This window comes from Prochlorococcus marinus CUG1417, assembly GCF_017695975.1.
Taxonomy (GTDB): domain Bacteria; phylum Cyanobacteriota; class Cyanobacteriia; order PCC-6307; family Cyanobiaceae; genus Prochlorococcus_A; species Prochlorococcus_A marinus_AG.
This window is the reverse complement of sequence record NZ_JAAORN010000001.1, coordinates 83,231-102,757: the sequence shown is the minus strand read 5'-3', so window position 1 is coordinate 102,757 and position 19,527 is coordinate 83,231. Positions and strand designations below refer to the sequence as shown.

Genomic DNA, 19,527 nt, shown 5'->3' with positions numbered 1-19,527 from the left:
GAGTCATATATAAGTTTAGAATAAATATAAATAAGAGTTTGTGGCCTTAAATTGTGTGGCAAGAAATTAATTACACAGAAGATCCCAATGATCTTTTGGTTCCTAACATTACTTATAAAATAAACCCTGCAGAAATTGAAAGTATTGAAGCTAATTCCATTGCTCAAGAAATAGGATTTGAATCAGGTGATTCAATTATTAGTATTAATGGGAAAAAACCAAGAGATTTAATTGATTATCAAATTCTCATTAGTGAAGAATTTTTAGACATATCAGTTTTAGATAAAAATCATGAAATTCACAATATAAATATTGAAAAAGATCAAGACGTTAATTTAGGTATAAATTTTAAGGATGCATTATTTGACTCAATCAAGCAATGCAATAATAGATGTCCATTTTGTTTTATTGATCAACAGCCAAGTGGTAAAAGAAAAAGCCTCTATATAAAAGATGATGACTATAGATTAAGTTTCCTGTATGGCTCTTATCTAACTCTAACGAATTTAAGAAAAGAAGATTGGGAAAGAATTGCTATGCAAAAACTATCCCCACTTTTTATTTCAGTTCATGCTACTGATCCCGCCACAAGAGAAAAATTATTAAAAAATAAAAAAGCAGGAGTGATCCTTGATCAAATTTCATGGTTTGAAAAAAACTCTATTCAAATACATGCTCAAATTGTTATTTGTCCAGATATAAACGATGGAGATATTCTTGAGAAATCAATTTTAGAACTTGCTGAATTCTACAAAAAAACCTCTAAGACAGTACTTTCAGTTGCAATAGTTCCTGTAGGACTTACAAAATTTAGACCTGAAAATGATGGATTGAAATCAATAAACCCAGAATACGCAATAAAAACTATTAAACAAGTAGAGAGAATTCAAGCCTCTCTACAAATTACTCATGGGACTCGTTTTTGTTGGCTAGCAGACGAATGGTATTTGATTGCTGGTACAAATCTACCTAGTTACAAAACCTACGAAAATATGCCACAAGAATCTAATGGGGTTGGCACTATTAGAAACTTTCTAGAAACATTAAAAGAGAAGTCTAAAAACCTACCCAAAAAAGTAAAAAAGCCAAAAAAAATTAGTTGGATTGTAGGTAAATTAGTCTATGAAGCCCTCATTCCTGTAGTTAAAAAATTAAACTTAATTGATGGATTGATAATTAATTTATATGGTCTACCAAGTATTTATTGGGGACAAGAGCAAGTTGTAACTGGACTCCTAACGGGAGAAGACCTGATTCATGGGCTGCAAAATAAAGACTTAGGAGAAGCTGTTTACATCCCATCTATTATGTTAAAAATTAATACTGATTTATTTTTAGATGATAAAAATATCCAAGAAGTTGAAAATCAATTAAATACCAAAATTCACGTTCTTGATGATTCAAATGATATTATTAATACTTTGATTGGTTAATCGAATATCTTCGATACTATAAAACATGCTTAGAAGAATAATAAATCCTATCTTATTCTTACCAGTTACTTTTAGTATCAACTCTGTTAATGTTCTTTCGAGCGAAACAAAAAATTATATTGATAATGTTCTAGAAGAAAGAGTAAATATTACTTTTGTTGATTATCAAGAAATAGAAAAACTTGTATTGAATAATCAAGAATTAAAGTCATTACAAAACTTAGTAGCCTCAGCAAGCTTTAATCTTTCCAGTCAAATTGCCAAAAGGTATCCTTCCTTAGATTTCCAAGCCAATGGGCTACCAAAATATGTTGCAGGTAAAAAGTACAATAGCAATTCACCTAATTTAAAAACATCACAATTTACTGCTAATCCATCCCTAAATATCAAATGGGATGTAATTGCCCCGATTAGAGGATCCGAAATTGAAATTGCCAAAACAAATTACAAAATTGCAGAAAATAATTATGAGATAAAGAAAAAAGATTTAATTCAAGAAGCAAGAATCAGGTATCACAAATACAAAAAGTCATTTCAAGATATTCAAAATAAACAGTTCACACTTGATTTATCATTTACAAGTTTAGAAAATGCTCAAGCGAAGTTAGATGCTGGAATTGGTACAAAATTTGAAGTTCTTGAAGCAGAAGCTCAATTATCTCGAGATAAACAATCACTTAATGAAAAGAAAATAGAACATGAAATTAATAAAATTTCTCTCAAAGAGATTCTCAATATTAAGGAGGATTTTGAAACTAATAAAGAGCAAAATCTAATAGGATTTTGGAATCATAAATTGAATAAAAATATAAATGAGGGTTTGGATAAAAATCTTTCATTAAAAAACCTTATTCTTCAACAATCAATCAAAAAGAGCCAAGCAAATAGTTTTTTAGCTCAAAATAAGCCAAATATCTATATCAGTAATTCATTATCTAGTACATTTTCAAAGGGTGACTCTCTAGCAACTAATATCGACTTTGAAAAATCTGGATCTAATTATACTAATACCATAAGTCTAAATTTTGCATGGAGTATTTTTGATGGCGGACAAAATAAGAAATCCTATCAATCAAAAATAGAAGAGGCAGAAGCTGAAAAATATACTTATGAAAATCTAAAAAATGTTTTAACCACAAATATTAGTAAAGCCTACTTAAATCTCAAATTAAATGAAGAGAAAATAATTTCCTCTCTTAAAGAAATTGAATCTAGCAAAGAGTCTGTAAGGCTTTCCAGACTTAGATATGATGTCGGAATATCAACTCTAAAAGATGTTCTTGTTAGACAAAGTGAATTAAGTAATGCGAAATCAAAAAATATTAATGCAATATATAATTACAATTTGAATTTAGATGAATTAAAAAGATTAACTTTTCTTGATATCAGTAAAAATTGTTTGGTTAGTAATAATACTAAAATTAAAAATAAAGGTTCTATTTGCAATATAAAATGATGAATCCACCAAATTTAACTAATAAGCAACTAAGTAAATTAGATTCTTTATTTGAATTAGTTAGTCAACGTCAGCAAAAAGATTTTGGAAATATTAACGCCAGCAATAAAGCAGATGGATCATTATTAACAAGTTGTGATTTATGGAGTGACAAAACAATAGTAGATGGCTTAGCTTCAATAGCTCCAGGTGAGGGCGTCCTTAGTGAAGAAGGGCAAAAGTTAATTCCAAACTCAAAAGCTTATTGGGTGGTCGATCCACTCGATGGGACAACAAATTTTGCAGCAGGTATTCCTTACTGGTCTATATCAGTGGCAAGGTTCGTTGATGGTAAACCGCAATCTTCTTTTTTAATAATTCCTACATTGAAAAAAAAGTTTGTATCCATTAAAGGTAAAGGAGTTTGGTTAAATAATCTCAAAATAGATCCTAGCCAAAATAATCATCAAAGTGAATGCGTTTCTTTGTGTAGTAGATCAATAAAAATTTTACAAAAAAAACCAAACTCGGTATTTCCTGGCAAAATCAGACTCTTAGGTGTATCAAGTTTAAATCTTACAAGTGTAGCGATGGGACAAACTTTCGGAGCAATAGAATCAACCCCTAAGATATGGGATATTGCCGCAGCCTGGCTTCTATTAGAAGAACTCAATTGCTCTATAGAGTGGTTAGAAAGAGATCCTTTAAATTTAGTTCCTGGAGAAGACTTGAGCGATGTTAATTTTCCATTAATTGCTTGTCGATCTATAGAAAAAGTTGGAATTTTAAAGCCATGGGGCAATTTATTATTGGAAAAATAGTTGCATCATAAAGACATAATTCCTTGAAAAATTTCTTAATTAGATACAATAAAAAAGCATAAAAAAAAATATTTGAAGAAAATAAATTTGCAGCACAGCTCAACTTGGATACTTAAGAGTTTGTGGGGAGCTTGTGAGAGATGGAGTAAATCTGACTGCATTGATTTGAGTGCTGCATTTGCATATTACACACTACAATCCTTTTTCCCGATTCTTCTAATTTCACTCTCAATAGCATCATGGTTCCTAGGAAAACAAGAAGGCTTGGACCAACAAATAATTGCTATTGCTTCTCAACTTTTGCCACCTTCAGTAGTTGAATTAGTAGAAACAACGTTATTTAAATTAATAGATCAAGGTTTTGGGGCAGGTATTCTAGGGGCTATGTTTTTGCTATTTACAGCAGGAAATGCATATTTATCTCTCCAAAGAGGCTCAGATAGACTATGGGAGGACGAAATTCCTTCTAAAAAAGTAAATGCTGCATGGAGAGAGCAAGCTTCTAGATTTCTTAGAAATAGAATTGAAGCTTTTTTGATAGTATTCTTTATTGGTTTTTTAATGGTACTAGATCAGATTAGTGCGAATCTTAGAATGATCCCTAGTAATGTTTTAGAAAATCTTTCAAAATCCAATAATTTAATTTCAGATATATTACTAAAGTTACCTCTATTACAAGTTGGTAAATTTGCAATACCAGTAATTGGATTTTCTTTAATGGCTCTTTTACTTCAAGCCCTCTTACCTAGTAGAAAAGTACCTTTAAAACCACTTCTACCTGGATCTTTTCTTATTGGAATTGGCCTAACAACGTTGAACTTAGCAGTAAGCAAAAGTATACTCTCGCTTGGCGTAAGATTTCAAGCTTATGGTTTTATCGGAGGATTTCTTGTACTTACCTTGTGGGTCTGGCTTCTAGGAGTAATTTTATATTTTGGACAGTGTTGGAGCGTTGTTATTGCTAGCATGTCAATAGCAAAAAAAACAAGATACAAGAAATTTTAAAATTGTGAACTATTTTCTTAAAGCTAATAAAAATTTAATTACTTATTTCTTGATATTACTTTTAGTTGTTCCATTTGTTGGAATAAACTTTTTAATTAGCTTTCTTGGCAACATAATATTACTTTTATTTCTAATACCTTTATTATTATTAGTTCTAGTGTTTCTAGGTTTTAATTATTACAAGTCAAAAATAAATACCTGTAGTAACTGCGGTGCAATATCCCTAGGTTTGAATGAAATCTGCATGAACTGTGGTGCAGATTTAGAAAATATTAACAAAAAAGATAAATTAGATCAAAAACCAAGTGAAAGTACCGTAGAGGTAAAGGCAGAAGAAATAAAATAAAACCTAACCAATTCCAATTTGTCTTAGGATACTTTGCCCAGTAATTAATTCAGTACCAAGGCCAATTAAAATACCCATCATTGCCATACGGCCATTCCAAGTTTCAGCAAAATTTACGAATCCGAATCTTGTCTGATTTTCATCATTCATGGTTCACTACAGATATATAGATTATTTTAACGTTTTTGGGAAGAATTTATGAAAAATAATAAATTAATTATTTAACATGCCTAACACCATCAACAGGTCTATACTCATCTCCAGTTAATTCCTCATATACAATTGCTGGCAATCCTGTATCAAACATTGTTTGCAAAGCTTCTTTAAGCATTGGATTCCATCCTCCAGTACTAATTTTCCCATGCCTTACTGTCCAATCCCAAGTCCCTTGCAAATCTCTAGGTATTCTGCCCTCTCTATCTCTTCGAGCAACTAGATCTAAAGATTCTACTAATCCAACAATAATTGGATTTTTACCATATGAAGGGGTAAGACTTAATTCAAGCCTAACAGGATCTTCTTTGACCATTTTTAATCGAAACCTTGGAGGTAATTTGAGAGATCTTATGACCGCTGAGACGATTTTTGTTCTTAATTCCAATTTTTTCCTTAAATGTAATTTGATTAATCAGTTGTTGAACCTTTTTCTTCTAATGTAGAGTCATTATCATTCGAAAATCTTACTGTTAATAGTTCCTCTTCTGTTATGTTTCCTGATTTATCTAAAAGTTCTGGATGTATTGTGTACTTTTTTTGTTTAAAACTGGAAGTGCTAAAACTTTTATTTTTATTATCGGATATACCCCAACCATTAGACATTACTTTAAAAGCTTTCCAAACTAAATAAGTTAAGGCTGCAGAATATATGATTGGAAATAGGATGGTCATCGAACTTATAGATTAGTGATTTATACTTTTAATATCATAGCCCGAAAAAAATAAATTTAGCTATTTTAAGTTAATAAATTATTCTCTATATTCAATTAATTTATTTAGTAGTTATATTTAGGCTACACTGATTTGGTGTATTAATCTCTCGAAGAACATAAGAAATTCACAATTGAAAAGTTACATCCAGAAGCTTTTACTATTTGCCTCATTAAGTTCAGTGGGCATTACATGTCCTGCAAAAGTAATATCCCAACCAGTAAGTAAACCAAAAATTAATGAAGTTAATTTATATTCAAACAAATCTTTCATAACTAAAGCTGTAGAAAAGACGGGTGCAGCTGTGGTGACAATTGATACTCAAAGATATATTAAAAAAAGAAATTTTCCAAGCAATTCTCAACTATTTCTAGACCCATATTTTGAAAGATTTTTTGGATTAGATTTACCTAATGACAATCGACCAAGGATAGAGCAAAACCAAGGAAGTGGATTTATATTTGCTGATGGGATTGTAATGACAAATGCTCATGTTGTAAATGGATCAGATAAGGTGATAGTTGGTTTAACCAATGGCAAAAAATTAAACGCAAAACTTATAGGGCAAGACTTTTTTACTGATTTAGCTGTGCTAAAGATTGAAGGGAAAGGACCTTGGCCAAAAGCAAAATTGGGAGATTCTTCAAAGATTAAAGTTGGTGATTGGGCTATAGCAGTTGGAAATCCATTCGGATTAGAAAATACAGTTACTCTTGGTATTATTAGTAATCTAAATAGAAACGTTGCTCAATTAGGAATTTATGATAAAAAACTAGAACTGATACAAACAGACGCTGCTATTAATCCTGGAAATTCTGGAGGTCCACTATTGAATAGCGATGGTGAAGTAATTGGTATTAATACCTTGATAAGATCAGGTCCAGGCGCTGGCTTAAGCTTCGCAATCCCAATTAATAAAGCTAAGGAAATCGCCTATCAACTTATAAAAAATGGAAAAGTAATACATCCTATGATCGGGATTAGCCTAATAGAAGAGAGGAATTCTGAAAAAACAAATAATGTGGTAAAAGTTGGATATGTAGTGCCGAACAGTCCAGCTGAAAAAAGTGGAATCAAGTTAGATGACATTTTAATAAAAGTAGGCAATAAAGATATTGAAACCGCATCAGACGTTATTGATCAAATAAGTAAAAACGGTGTCAATAAACAAGTAAATATATTATTGAAACGTAGAAATCAATTTATTAAATTAAAAGTAATACCCACTGATATAACTAATCTACAAAATAACTAAAAGATTTAACTTTCATTCTTTTTAAGTATTTCTACACACCTAGAAATACATATACCATCACTGATATCACAGGTAGCAATGCATTCAAAATAACTTTCAATAGGATCAGAAATTTGAAACTTTTTTTCTGGGAAATCGTAATTTTTCATGAAAATTATTAAAACTTATTTTTGTATTTTTAGACTAATCAAGGAAGGTAAACTATGTAAAGATAAATGAGTGATCATGCTTAGCCAAATGTAAACTTTATTAAAAGGAATCAAATTTCTTTCAAATATAATTACTTTTTAATTACAAATATTTTTGTTTTTTATTTTTTTCTAAATAATATTGGTAGTTACCATCATATGAAAATAACTTTGAATCTTTAATTTCAATAATTCTATTTGCAACCTTTGAAATAAAATACCGATCATGAGAAATGATTAATAATGAACCTTTATAATTTTTAATTGCTAATTCTAAGTTTTCCTTAGATTGCAGATCCAAATGATTAGTTGGTTCGTCCAAAAGGAGGAAATTACTAGGATTAATAATCATGAGCGCCAAAGCTAATCTTGCCTTTTCTCCCCCACTGAGTTGTTTAATATATTTAAATACAGCTTCATTTTGAAAGCCAAAACCCCCTAAGAATGTTCTAACTTTTTTTTGGGACCATTCTGGAGACTTATTACATATCAAATCAATAACCCTTTCTTCAAGTGAAAGTGCTTCAGCCTGATTCTGTTCATAATAGCTTGAAATTATATTATGTTTACCAAGATTAATTTCTCCAATTTCAGGAGATATTTTTTTCATAATAATTTTAAGCAATGTAGATTTGCCGCAACCATTAGGTCCCAATATTGCTATTTTCTCCCCCGAAGAAATCTTTAAATTAATATCTAAAAAAAGAATTTTATCCTCGAAACTATGAGACAAATTTTTGATATTAAGAACCAATTTTCCTGAGCGAGGGCACTCTGGAAAATTAAAAACAGGACTTTTTGATTTTGCTTTAGGGGCCTCAATTTTAGAAATCTTTTTTAATTGTTTTTCTCTACTCTTTGCTTGAGAACTTCTAGTTGCACTAGCTCTAAATCTATCTATATACAGCTTCTGTAACTCAATTTCTTTTTGTTGTAATTGATATGCCTTATTTTGAGATTCTTCATTTAAAGATTTCTGTTCGACAAAAAAAGAATAGTTCCCATTATATGTTTCAGATGTTCCTCTATCTACAAAAATTATTTTTTTACATAATTTATCTAAGAAATATCTATCATGGCTAATTATTATAACTGCAATTTTAAGCGATGATAGATATTCTTCCAGCCAAAAAATAGTCTCTAAATCTAAATGATTAGTTGGTTCATCCAGTAAAAGTAAATCAGGTTTTTGTAAGATTATTTTTCCAAGTGCAACTTTCATCTGCCAACCACCTGAGAAATTGCCAACTAATTTATCAGCATCTTCTATAGAAAAGCCTAATTTTGGTAATATTTTTTCCACATCAGATTGCATTTTATAACCACCTAAAGCTTCAAATTTTGCTTGATATTTTGCGAGTTCATTTACAAATATTTCAAGTTCTTCGGAATTTTTTTTTATATCCAATGATTTCATTTTATTCTCAATTTCTAAAAGTTTTAAAGCAACAACTTGTATATCTTTAAAAGAACTTTCTAATTCCTGTCTCACTGAAAAATTCAAATTACAATCAAACTCTTGCTTTAAATGAGCAATTTTAGGATTTCCCTCTTTGATGATCGTTCCACTTGTTTGCTCTTCCTCTCCAATTAAAATCTTAAATTGAGTTGATTTACCTGCACCATTAGAACCAACTAATCCAACTTTTTCTCCTTTCTTAATCTCCCAACTAATATTTTTTAAAACAACATCTGTTGAATAAATTTTGCTTATACCTTCAAATCTAATCACTGTTTTAAAATAGAATTTACAAAATCTGTGGCTTATTTACTAAAAAATATTTTGTGGAATAAAATTAAATTATGAAAAGAATAGAACAAATTGCAGTGATTTTCATAGCTGCAGCTCTTGCAATTCCAAGTTATTGGTTTTTTTGGACTTTGGCTGGAGGGGGTGGCTACAACAAAAGAATAAAACCTATTCCAAATCAAAATAATAATTATTCGAAACCTTTTTCTAAAGACCTCCTCGCGCCTTGATTAACCACATTTTAGTTGCCTCATCATCAATAGTGCTCAAATATTCAATAACCTCTTCTTTAGTCACAGAAATATTTAACTCGTTGCCAATATCGCATATTTTATCTAAGGCTTTTTTTGGATTAGTTAAGGCTGTCATAAACAGACTTTGTTTCTTTTTGGAATCGTTGGCTATTAATTTATAGAGCTTTTCAGCATTACTAGACATGTTTTTAAAATCTATTTATTAATAGATTATTACTTCAAGCTACATTTTGTTCATTATATTTATTATTAGATAAATCATTATCCACATCTTTTATCTCTTTTGCAGAAGCATCAGCCATACTTCTTGCATCTAAACATAAAACTTTTCTTAGTTTCGCAAAGTTAGCTGCGTGGGATTTTCTGCCATCTTTTTGAGCATAATACTCAGATTGCTGAAGAATATGGTGAAGATGAGTTAATAAATATGGACTAATTACAGCTGATACCAAAACATCACTATTTTCACTATCGTGAAATTCAGAATTAACTAATCTTTTTTTCGGCTTATCAATTATCGACCTTTTAGGAGAATCAATTTTTCTTGAATTTTTCATGGGACAATAAAACAATTAATTGATACGGACATAAATTTCCTTACTAATAATATACACAAAGATAGTATCCTTGACTAACTGTGTATACTTATAAGTAACAGTTATCAACATTGACTCATGGCTACCCGCCAAAACTCAACTAATGGGAAGCCTAAATCCCCCAGAATTCAAGTAGTCCTTCCGGAATTAATATGTGAGCAATTAACTATTTTGGCTGATAATGAATCTAGGACAGTAAGTAATATGGCAAAGGTGTTAATTCAAGAAGGTATAAAAAAATATTTCGAAAAAGAAAGTAAAAGACCTGTTTCAGAAACTAATTTAAATACTGATAAATTTAGAGATGAACTTGAAAAACAAAGCATCAGAAGACTAAAAAGAGCTCCTCAAAGGATTAGATACTACAAAAAATCTGATTAAAAATAATTAATTTTGAGGCAATTTCTGTAAATCAACAGTTTTACCCATGACTACCAAAATATTTCCTCTTTCCAAAATATATTTTGCTGGAGGATTAACTGTTAACTCTTCAGCAGGTCCTGCGGCAAGAACATTAACTAAATAATTTTTCCTCAAATTTAAATCTCTTAAAGATCTTCCTATAAATTCTTCTGGAACAGTTATTTCATCTATACCAGTTTGATTATCTAGTTCCAATCTTTCAATTAGGTTTGGTCTTACTAGTTCTAAACCTAATCTTTCTCCTTGCATCCTAGATGGGAAAACAACTTTATCTGCACCTACTCTTTTTAACATTTTTTCGTGCAAGTCACTGGTAGCTCTCGCTATTACTCTTTTCACTTTGCTACCTTCACTATCCTTAGCAATAAGAGTTGTAGTAATACTGGCTTCAATAGGTTCACTAATACCCACCACAACAGTATTCATTTCAAGTATTCCCGATTCCTTCATAGACTCTTCATCAGTGCAATCTACAACTCTTGCTTCTATCGAAGGTTCTAATTGCCTTAAATCATCAATAGCTTTTTCCGAATAATCTGCAGCCAAAACATCTGCACCATTACTAATAAGTTCTCTGCAAACTGCGGTTCCAAATCTTCCAACGCCGACAACTGCAAAAGTGAGTGCTTCATTTTCTCTCTTTTGAGACCACTGCCACCAATCAGCCATAATAAAACTCAGTCAATTCTAAACATATAGATCAGCCCTAGGATAGCCAATTCTCTTTTGTCTATCTATTCTACTCTTATAAAGAGCCTGCCAAAGAGCACTTAAAAGCAAAAGGATCCCAAGTCTGCCCACAAACATTCCCACAATAAGAATAAATTGACCAAAATGATTTAATTTTGCGGTTAAACCAATATCAAAACCAACTGTTGCAAATGCAGAGATACAAGTGAACAGAATTTCTAGAAATGTGAATGATTCTTTTTTAACAAAAGTATTAGTTGTACTTAGCAACATTGCCATTAAAAGAACAAAAAGCAAAGATCCAACTGTTATTCCAACTGCCTTTAGAATAACTTTATCTGAAATTAATCTATTGCTAATAATTACATCTTTCTGACCTCTTAAAGTTGATCTAGTTGCAGCCATTAAAGCAATAAATGTAGTTGTTTTTATGCCTCCACCAGTACCTCCCGTACTTGCTCCAATAAACATAAGCGTCATTAGTAATAAGAGACCGGTATCTGAGATAGAGTTTAAAGAAATCGGAAAATTTGTAAAGCCTGCAGTTCTTGCACTAACTGTTTCAAAGATAGATGACATTAAACGTTCAAATAAATTTAAATCACTAAAAAATTGACTATTTAGCAATGATTCAGTGATAAAGAATCCTAATGATCCGAAAAATATTAGAGACAAACTTGTCCTAATAACTAGTCTGGAATGAAGGCTTAATTTCTTATAAGAAAGATTTTTTTTATGACTCCAAATATCATCAATAACCCGCCAGCCCAATCCACCCATAACAATGAGAAAAACAAAAACACTATTCACCAAATAATTTGTTCTATAGTCTTGAAGACTATTTGACATTAACGAAAATCCTGCATTGTTATATGCAGAAATGCTGTGAAAAATAGAGGACCATAGTCTTTCCCAATTATTCTGAATATCTACAAATCCAAAAGAATATAAAAAAATTGCGCCAAAGGATATGATACAAGTCGCAGTTATAGCAATGCTTTGAAAAGTTCGGCCAATTCCTCCAACTCCGAATTCATCCAGAGTTTTTCCTTTATCTAATCTAGTTCTTAGCTTTGTCCCTTTTACAACGAAACCTTGTAGAAATGTAGTAATCGCCATCAATCCAAGACCACCTGATAAAAGCATAAAAGCCAAGAAAACTTGACCAAAGAAATTCAAATCAACACCAATATCAATAATGGTCAAACCAGTAACCGTTATGGCAGAGGTAGATGTAAAAAATGCCTCCCACAAACCAACCTTTGAAGATGAACATAAAGGGGAACTTAAAATTAAAGTTCCGAAGAAAATAATAACCAACCCTGTAACGATAGTAAATTGAGGTACAGATAATTTTCTGTAAGCATCTTTTAAGCTGTAAACTTGACTTCTGAATTGCACTTTAGTTATCTGAAATTTAAAATTATCAATGCTGGCACTATAAGTGACATTATAATTGTTAATCCAGCTCCGTATTTTGCGATATCAAAAAATCTATATCTTCCAGGACCATAAACCATTAAATTTGTTTGATATCCCATTGGAGTCAAGAAAGATTGACTTGCTCCAAATAAAACAAGCATTATTAAAGCATTGGGTGAAATGCCTAAAACATTTGAGAATTCAATAGCAACGGGCAAAATCAAAGCAACCGAAGCAGCATTACTGATAAATTGAGTAAGGATAACGGTCGATACAAAAATTACTACAAGTGCACAATACATAGGCAAACCATCAAGAGCAAAATTAAGATTGAATGCAATTAAATCTGCTAATCCTGTTACCTGCATAGCAACACTAAAACAAGATAAGGATCCCAGCAATAAAATAACGTCTAACCTAATTGATTTTTGTATCTCTGCAGGTCTTAAACACCCAAAAGCAACCATTGCAATAACTGCTAAAAGAACTGAACCTACTAATGGGATATCAGTAACAGAAGGTAAAACAACCATCCCTATTGCAATTGCAATTGATATTGGTTTTTTTATCAAGACGGGTAAATCATCTTCAAATTGATCTAAAACAAGCAAATCATTACTGGATTGCAAACCTCTTATTGAATCTAAAGGCGCTTGCAATAATAAAACATCTCCAGCCCGTAAAACAGCTTGGCCTAATCTCTCCTGAACAGTTTGTTGACCTCTTCTTAATGCCAAAACTGTTGCATTATGACGCTGCCTAAATCTTAATTCTCTCAAACTTGCACCAGCAAGAGTTGAGCCAGCCGGTAATAGAGCTTCAAACGTTTTAGAACCTTCATCATCTGAGAAAATATTAGCTCCGTCAAAAGATGTTTTATTTTCTCCCAAAAGAATGGTGTGTTCCTGCTGCAGCCTAAATAAGTCAGCCCTTGTAACGCGGATTATTAATCTATCATCAGGTTCAATCTTTATATCAGCCAATGGAGGAAGAATAACTTTCCCATTTCGTTGCAATTCGAGAACATCAACGTCAAATCGTCTTTGCAATCTACTATTTCTGACAGATTGTCCAACTAATTCTGAAGAAGAGGGAATAGTAACTTCAGTAAAGTATATATTCATATCCCCATTTTTAATAAACTCCTTATCTCTCCCTCTATCTGGCAAAAGCACGTCAGAAACTAGGATCATATAGGTTGTACCTATTAGCCAAACAGGAATTCCAATTGAAGTCAGACTAAATAACTCCAAAGCGCCATAACCTAATTGTTGACTAATATCGCTTACAAGAAGATTTACTGAGCTACCTAATAATGTCAGAGTTCCACCTAGTAAAGTCGCAAAAGAAAGAGGTAATAAAACTTTTGATGGCGATATATTTCTTCGCTCGCACCAACCTTCAATCAAAGGTAATAAAGATGCCACTACTGGAGTATTAGGGACAATTCCAGATATTGGAGCAATCAAAAAAGCGATTAAAGAAATTAATTTCCTTGGCGTTCTAATACTTTCAGAAGAAATCAATTCTCTTACTCTATCTAAAGCACCGCTTTTGAATAATGCAGAAGAAACTGCAAATAAACCCATAAGGGTGATTAAGGAAGGGCTGCCAAATCCAGCTAAAGCTTTTTCAGGAGAAAGAACCCCTGTAGCTATAAATATGCCAACACATAACAGACCAGTCAATTCTGGTGCAATAGTATTTTTGATAAATAAAATTATTGACATTATTAAAACAACTACCGTTATAAACGCATCAAAATTACTACTAACTACTGAAATTAAATTCATATAAAACTTATTTAACTCAATATACCCAAAAACAATATTTCAAAAAAGTTTAAATTGAATTATCTTTTTTGAAACTTTTGAAAAATAGATTTTTTTTGAAATATCCATGAAGATGCAGATTTTAAGCTTTCCGTGATATCAGGCAACTTGGAGGCATATATAAGTCTTCTTGCCTCAAAAGCCAATTTGCCAGATAAAGTAACCCCAAGCCCAGAAATTGAAGCTTCACCTGTACCTAAGCTAATCATTTCACCATTGTCCTGAAATTCAAAAGGTAAAGGATCCTTTCCTTGAATTAAAAGTTCTAGATTTTTAGCTAGATGATTTCCTTCCTGCATAGCAACTTGAGCTGTTATGGGTAAATCCTCCATTCCCTCAATAATTGAAATATCACCAATAGCAAAACAGTTTTTATGGTTTTCTATTTGCAAATTATTATTTACTAAAATTCGTCCAAATTTTTTTGTTATTTGATCAGTTTCTAAGTAAGACAAATTAGGTTTAACACCTGCAGTCCAAATAACGATATCTTTATCCAAGGAAGTTATTCCAACCTCACTAGAAATACTAATCTTAGTTTCTGAGACTTCTTTAACAGTAGAATTCAGAAGAACATTGATTTTTCTTTTTTCTAATGCCTTCTCTGCTTGTTCTCTATTAAAAATTTTGTTTTTATTGAGGATTTCGTTTGATTTTTCTATTACATTAATTTCAAATTGATATTTAAATATATCTTTAATTTTGCATGCCAACTCGATGCCGGATGGACCACCTCCAACTATGAATAACTTTTTATGCGACGCAGTATCTTGTGATTTTTTTAAAAAAGCATTTAATTTATTTAGATCGTGAACATCATTAAAAAAATAACAATTTTCATCTACACCTTTTATAAAAAAACTATTTGGAATAGATCCTGTACAGATGACAAGATACTGATAACTTAATTTTAAATCATCACTAAATTCAAGAATATTTTCTTTGAAGGAAATCTTGGTTAAACAATTTCTTAAAAAAGTTATACCCGCATCAGAAAAAATATTTGCAAATTTTGGGGTGGCTTCCCAACTGCTTATTTCTTTACTTAAAACTTCGTACATTAAAGGTTTAAATATAAAGTTAGTTTCAGAATCAACCACAAGAATTGGTAAAGAAGGATTAAGATTCTTTAAATTCAAAGCAAATGTCATACCTGCAAAACCTGCTCCAACTATTACTATTGGTTTTTGTATTGATTTCATTAGAGAAATATTGTTATACGTAAATGTATTATTAAACTATACGAATAATTTTTAAATTGAGCGAAATAAAATTCAACTCATAACCAAACAGAAGAATGATTGAAAAAATCCACAAAGATATTCCAACTAACTTGAGGAAATATAATCAAGAGCTAGTAGATATGAAGCCTCAAGAAATGCTTACATGGGGTTATGAAAAGTATGATAATCAATTTGCTATTACAACAAGTTTTGGTATACAGTCATCAGTACTTTTAGATATGGTAAGTAAATTATGTCTACAAAAAAAAATCAAAATATTTTGGATAGATACAGGTTACCTTGCTCCAGAAACATACCATTACGCTGAAAAGCTTATTGATAATTTATCCTTAGAAGTTGAAGTTCTACAAAGTGAATTATCTCCAGCAAGAATGGAGGCCAAATACGGAAAACTTTGGGAAACAAATAAAGAGAGTGATTTAGATAAGTATCATGAATTAAGAAAGATAAAACCTTTGGAAAATGGTCTAGAAAAATATGATATTTTCTGCTGGGCAAGCGGTGTTAGATCAAGTCAAACAGAAAATAGAAACAAAATGAAATTGATAGACGTAATACGTCAAAGACTCTCTTTAAGACCTTTATTAAATTGGACAAATAAAGATATTTTTTATTATATGGAAGAGAATAATTTACCTGCCCATCCACTTTTTATTAAAGGTTATTCTTCTGTAGGCGATTGGCATTCAAGCAGTCCCGATAGTATTGAAGCAAAGGGCAGAGATACAAGATTTGGGGGGATTAAACAAGAATGTGGAATACACACTAATAATTAAATTGATCATAAAACAATGGTCTCCAATATAAATTTTTTATTAGTAGGTAATAGTAGGCTTCATTGGGCAAAATATTCTAAAAATCAATCTAAATTCTTCCATACCAAAAAAGAGCAAAAAGTTCCCGAAAATATAGATCTTGATAAATTAATTTGGGCTTCAGTAGGAAAACTACCAAATTTTTTTCTGAAAAAAGAAAATGAAATAAAAACTAAAGATATTCAGTTATCAAATCTTCCTGATTATTTTGGAGTTGATAGAGCTCTTGCCTGTATTGCCGCTTTAGAAATTATTAAAAACCCTCTTAAAAAAGATTTGCTAATTGCAGATTTTGGAACAATATTATCAATAACAAAATTTAAGTCGAATGGATCTATTATTGGAGGTCAACTGCTTCCAGGTTTCCTGACACAATTAAAATCAATGGAACAAAATACAAAAAATCTTAAAGTTCCCAAACAATATGATATTCCGATCAAAGATTTTTTAATTAATACAGAAGAAGCAATCTTAAAAGGAGTAATCAACTCTCTTACTGGCGTGATTAATAGTTTATATAATCCCGAAAAGGATATTTTAATAATCTGTGGAGGAGACTCCCAATTACTCACAAAATCTCTAAAGACTCAAAAAGAAAATATTATCAATGCTCCTAATTTAGTTATGGAGGGGATGATTATTCACCACCTGTCCACAAAAAATTAGCTTAACCCTAGGTCTGCAATTATATGATCAGCCATTATTGCTGCTTTTACCTTTAAGTAAATTTTTTCGATGTTACCTTGAGTGTCAATTAAAAAAGTATTTCTCATCATTCCCATATATTCTTTTCCCATGAATTTCTTCAATCCATAGCTATCGTAATCAGAAGAAACTTTGAAGGGTTCAGGATCAGTTAAAAGAATAAAAGGTAAATTAAATTTTTCTATAAACTTCTGATGAGATGATGCATTATCCTTACTAATGCCAAGCACAACAATATTATTTTTTTGGAGTAAATCCCAATTCTCTTTAAAATTACATGCTTCTTTAGTACATCCTGGAGTATTATCTTTTGGATAAAAATATAGTATTATTCTTTTACCTTTAAAATCACTAAGAGAAACTTCTTTCTCAAAAGAATCTTTTAATTTAAATTCTGGTGCTTTGTCGCCAACCTTAAGAGCCATTGAAATTATTAAATGAGTATGAATATAAAATACCAAAAATTTGGTTTTATGAGATTAAAGGTGTGCAAGATGTCGCAACTATAGAAGAAATTCAAACTGCAAAAAACCTAACAAATTCAAGATCAAAGATATTCTTAGAAACAAGAGCCTATTTGCGACATTCACTTTCAACACTTTTTGATTTAGACCCCCTGGATATTCCAATTAATGCTCATCCTGGAGAACCTCCAAGTTTACCCTCTGGCATGGGAAATATCAGTTTAAGTCATTGTAAAGATGCCATTACTATTGTCTGGCATAAAGGCAAAATAGGAATTGATATTGAGAGAACAGATAGAGATTTTAACTATTTAAAATTTGCAGAAAAATATTTTTTTCATACCAATAAATCAATACATAATAATTATTTGACAAAAAATATGATATTAAATCAATGGTGTGCTGTTGAAGCGGCTATAAAATGGGATCATGGGAAATTAGCTAAAGACATTAACCATTGGCAATTTTTTGAAAAACCAAAAAAGTTAATTCATAAGAAGAAAAACATACATTTAAATTATTCACAGATTAACTTCCATAATTGGACTATAGCTTTAGCCTACGAAGAAAAAACTTCTTTTAATCCTGAGATTATTTGTTGTTCGAAAAATTTTTAGTTTTCTTTTCTTCTAAGCAGTTCTTCATATTGAGTTTTTTCCCATCCATTATTACTTGGTTCCCATATTTTTAAACCTTTTAAGGATTTGGGTAAATATTCTTGTACGACGCAATTACCCGGATAATTATGAGGATTTACATAACTATTAGAATTATTTTTTAAATGAAGTGGAACATAAAAAGCATTGGTAGATTTGATTGTTTCTATTGCTTTAAAAATACTTTTTGTGCTATTACTTTTTGGACACATAACTAAATATAAAGAAGCCTGGGTTAAAAAATATAATCCTTCTGGAAAACCAACTCTATCAAACGCATCAGAACAGGATTGTACAACTACTATGGCATTTGGATCAGCTATTCCAATATCTTCACTGGCAGATATAAGTAGTCTTCTGAAAATAAAATTAGGATCTTCACCAGCCTCCAGCATATTCGCAAGCCAGAATAAAGTTGCATCTGGATCAGAACCTCTTATGGACTTGATAAAGGCACTTATCACATCGTAATGATTTTGACCATTTTTGTCGTAAACAATATTTTTCTTTTGGATTGCATCCTCTGCTATTGAGAGATTAATATTTATTTCTTTAGCATCATTTTCAGCAGCTGTTTCTATTGCCATCTCTAGCGCATTGATTAATGTTCTTGCATCTCCACCAGAAAATTTAATTAAATGACTTATAGCATCTTGAGTTAAATAAACCTTTTTTGAATCTTTTTTATTAGAGTAGTGAGATATAACTTTTTGTATTATTTTCTGCAAATCATTTTCTGCCAGAGGAAGCAAAGTAAAAATACGAGACCTGCTAACAAGTGCTTTATTAACAGCAAAGAGAGGGTTTTCAGTTGTAGCTCCAATAAAAGTTATAGTTCCATTTTCTATGGACGGTAATAAAGCATCTTGCTGAACTGCTGTAAATCTGTGTACCTCATCGATAAATAAAATTGTTTTTCTTTTTGAATTTATTAATCTATCTTTTGCATTAGCAATTTCATTTCTTAATTCTTTAACGCTTGATAACACTGCATTTAACTTAATTAATTTTGAACGAGTATTAAAGGAAATAATTTCAATTAGAGTAGTTTTTCCAACACCTGGAGGGCCGGAAAAAATAAAATTACTAATCTTATCGTTTAATATTGCACTTCTTAAAAGCGAATTCTCATTCAAAATTGGTTGTTGACCAAAAAAATCATCCAAATTCTTTGGTCTTAATTTATCTGCCAAAGGTGCATTATTTTCTATTTGAGAATAATTAGTAAATAAATTTTCTGAATGCATATAAATAAAATGAAAAAAT

General features: G+C 30.9%; 24 protein-coding genes. 11 read left to right on the top strand and 13 right to left on the bottom strand.

Features of this window, described 5'->3' with window-relative positions; all coding sequences use genetic code 11:
- Positions 1-53: 53 nt before the first annotated feature.
- The 5 genes from HA140_RS00530 (at position 54) to HA140_RS00510 (ending at position 5,040) form a co-directional block, all read left to right on the top strand.
- Complete coding sequence (locus tag HA140_RS00530; protein WP_209039282.1) at positions 54-1,433, top strand: TIGR03279 family radical SAM protein; 1,380 nt, start codon at positions 54-56, stop codon at positions 1,431-1,433.
- A 25-nt stretch (positions 1,434-1,458) separates the two neighbouring features.
- On the top strand, positions 1,459-2,889 hold the full coding sequence (locus HA140_RS00525) for a TolC family protein (RefSeq protein ID WP_209039280.1): 1,431 nt from the start codon (positions 1,459-1,461) through the stop codon (positions 2,887-2,889).
- Positions 2,889-3,689, top strand: coding sequence for an inositol monophosphatase family protein (locus HA140_RS00520; protein ID WP_209040206.1), 801 nt, complete (start codon positions 2,889-2,891; stop codon positions 3,687-3,689). The genes HA140_RS00525 and HA140_RS00520 overlap by 1 nt, the downstream gene beginning before the upstream one ends.
- A gap of 87 nt (positions 3,690-3,776) precedes the next feature.
- Positions 3,777-4,694, top strand: a complete 918-nt coding sequence (locus HA140_RS00515) for a YihY/virulence factor BrkB family protein (RefSeq protein ID WP_209040205.1) — start codon at positions 3,777-3,779, stop codon at positions 4,692-4,694.
- 4 nt (positions 4,695-4,698) lie between these two features.
- Entirely contained in the window at positions 4,699-5,040 is a 342-nt protein-coding gene (locus HA140_RS00510; protein ID WP_209039279.1) for a hypothetical protein, read from the top strand.
- A gap of 3 nt (positions 5,041-5,043) precedes the next feature.
- Here HA140_RS00510 and HA140_RS00505 read toward each other — a convergent pair whose 3' ends face one another.
- From HA140_RS00505 to HA140_RS00495, 3 genes are all read right to left on the bottom strand, one after another.
- Positions 5,044-5,190 (bottom strand): high light inducible protein, encoded by a 147-nt coding sequence (locus HA140_RS00505; protein WP_209039277.1) that lies wholly within the window; start codon positions 5,188-5,190, stop codon positions 5,044-5,046.
- A gap of 67 nt (positions 5,191-5,257) precedes the next feature.
- Positions 5,258-5,641 carry a hypothetical protein gene (locus HA140_RS00500; RefSeq protein WP_209039275.1) on the bottom strand — a complete coding sequence of 128 codons (384 nt, stop codon included), beginning with the start codon at positions 5,639-5,641 and terminating at the stop codon, positions 5,258-5,260.
- 23 nt (positions 5,642-5,664) lie between these two features.
- Entirely contained in the window at positions 5,665-5,928 is a 264-nt protein-coding gene (locus HA140_RS00495; protein ID WP_209039273.1) for a DUF2973 domain-containing protein, read from the bottom strand.
- A gap of 172 nt (positions 5,929-6,100) precedes the next feature.
- Between HA140_RS00495 and HA140_RS00490 the strand changes: the two genes are divergently transcribed.
- The gene (locus tag HA140_RS00490; protein WP_209039271.1) at positions 6,101-7,222 is read left to right on the top strand and encodes a trypsin-like peptidase domain-containing protein; all 1,122 of its coding nucleotides are present in this window, start codon (positions 6,101-6,103) and stop codon (positions 7,220-7,222) included.
- Positions 7,223-7,227: 5 nt separating this feature from the next.
- Here HA140_RS00490 and HA140_RS00485 read toward each other — a convergent pair whose 3' ends face one another.
- Together HA140_RS00485 and HA140_RS00480 are read right to left on the bottom strand one after the other, a co-directional pair.
- Positions 7,228-7,371 (bottom strand): hypothetical protein, encoded by a 144-nt coding sequence (locus HA140_RS00485; RefSeq protein WP_209039264.1) that lies wholly within the window; start codon positions 7,369-7,371, stop codon positions 7,228-7,230.
- A gap of 142 nt (positions 7,372-7,513) precedes the next feature.
- Entirely contained in the window at positions 7,514-9,142 is a 1,629-nt protein-coding gene (locus tag HA140_RS00480) for an ABC-F family ATP-binding cassette domain-containing protein (RefSeq protein WP_209039262.1), read from the bottom strand.
- Between the two features lie 71 nt (positions 9,143-9,213).
- Here HA140_RS00480 and HA140_RS00475 point away from each other — a divergent pair, with 71 nt between their 5' ends.
- Complete coding sequence (locus HA140_RS00475; RefSeq protein WP_209039260.1) at positions 9,214-9,390, top strand: hypothetical protein; 177 nt, start codon at positions 9,214-9,216, stop codon at positions 9,388-9,390.
- On the opposite strand, the gene HA140_RS00470 is transcribed toward HA140_RS00475, so the two are convergent.
- Positions 9,368-9,598: a hypothetical protein gene (locus HA140_RS00470; protein WP_011817578.1), complete on the bottom strand. Its 231-nt coding sequence runs from the start codon at positions 9,596-9,598 to the stop codon at positions 9,368-9,370. The two genes, HA140_RS00475 and HA140_RS00470, sit on opposite strands and share 23 nt — an antisense overlap.
- 34 nt (positions 9,599-9,632) lie before the next feature.
- Entirely contained in the window at positions 9,633-9,971 is a 339-nt protein-coding gene (locus tag HA140_RS00465; protein ID WP_209039258.1) for a hypothetical protein, read from the bottom strand.
- A gap of 117 nt (positions 9,972-10,088) precedes the next feature.
- Here HA140_RS00465 and HA140_RS00460 point away from each other — a divergent pair, with 117 nt between their 5' ends.
- Positions 10,089-10,391, top strand: coding sequence for a ribbon-helix-helix domain-containing protein (locus HA140_RS00460; protein ID WP_209039257.1), 303 nt, complete (start codon positions 10,089-10,091; stop codon positions 10,389-10,391).
- Positions 10,392-10,397: 6 nt separating this feature from the next.
- Here HA140_RS00460 and HA140_RS00455 read toward each other — a convergent pair whose 3' ends face one another.
- From HA140_RS00455 to HA140_RS00440, 4 genes are read right to left on the bottom strand one after another with little or no spacing between them, the layout of a single operon-like run.
- Positions 10,398-11,102, bottom strand: a complete 705-nt coding sequence (locus HA140_RS00455; protein ID WP_011862125.1) for a potassium channel family protein — start codon at positions 11,100-11,102, stop codon at positions 10,398-10,400.
- An 18-nt stretch (positions 11,103-11,120) separates the two neighbouring features.
- The gene (locus tag HA140_RS00450) at positions 11,121-12,524 is read right to left on the bottom strand and encodes a TrkH family potassium uptake protein (RefSeq protein WP_209039256.1); all 1,404 of its coding nucleotides are present in this window, start codon (positions 12,522-12,524) and stop codon (positions 11,121-11,123) included.
- A gap of 5 nt (positions 12,525-12,529) precedes the next feature.
- Entirely contained in the window at positions 12,530-14,338 is a 1,809-nt protein-coding gene (locus HA140_RS00445; RefSeq protein WP_209039254.1) for an SLC13 family permease, read from the bottom strand.
- Positions 14,339-14,397: 59 nt separating this feature from the next.
- Positions 14,398-15,579, bottom strand: a complete 1,182-nt coding sequence (locus HA140_RS00440) for an NAD(P)/FAD-dependent oxidoreductase (protein WP_209039253.1) — start codon at positions 15,577-15,579, stop codon at positions 14,398-14,400.
- A gap of 95 nt (positions 15,580-15,674) precedes the next feature.
- On the opposite strand from HA140_RS00440, the gene HA140_RS00435 reads away from it, so the two are divergent.
- Positions 15,675-16,397, top strand: a complete 723-nt coding sequence (locus HA140_RS00435) for a phosphoadenylyl-sulfate reductase (RefSeq protein ID WP_209039251.1) — start codon at positions 15,675-15,677, stop codon at positions 16,395-16,397.
- Positions 16,398-16,412: 15 nt separating this feature from the next.
- Positions 16,413-17,102: a type III pantothenate kinase gene (locus HA140_RS00430; protein WP_209039249.1), complete on the top strand. Its 690-nt coding sequence runs from the start codon at positions 16,413-16,415 to the stop codon at positions 17,100-17,102.
- Here HA140_RS00430 and bcp read toward each other — a convergent pair.
- On the bottom strand, positions 17,099-17,566 hold the full coding sequence (gene bcp / locus HA140_RS00425) for a thioredoxin-dependent thiol peroxidase (RefSeq protein WP_209039248.1): 468 nt from the start codon (positions 17,564-17,566) through the stop codon (positions 17,099-17,101). The two genes, HA140_RS00430 and bcp, sit on opposite strands and share 4 nt — an antisense overlap.
- Between bcp and HA140_RS00420 the strand changes: the two genes are divergently transcribed.
- Positions 17,566-18,222: a 4'-phosphopantetheinyl transferase family protein gene (locus HA140_RS00420; protein WP_209039246.1), complete on the top strand. Its 657-nt coding sequence runs from the start codon at positions 17,566-17,568 to the stop codon at positions 18,220-18,222. The two genes, bcp and HA140_RS00420, sit on opposite strands and share 1 nt — an antisense overlap.
- Here the strand turns inward: HA140_RS00420 and HA140_RS00415 are convergent.
- Positions 18,219-19,508 carry an AAA family ATPase gene (locus HA140_RS00415; protein WP_209039244.1) on the bottom strand — a complete coding sequence of 430 codons (1,290 nt, stop codon included), beginning with the start codon at positions 19,506-19,508 and terminating at the stop codon, positions 18,219-18,221. The genes HA140_RS00420 and HA140_RS00415 overlap by 4 nt on opposite strands.
- Between the last annotated feature and the right edge of the window lie 19 nt (positions 19,509-19,527).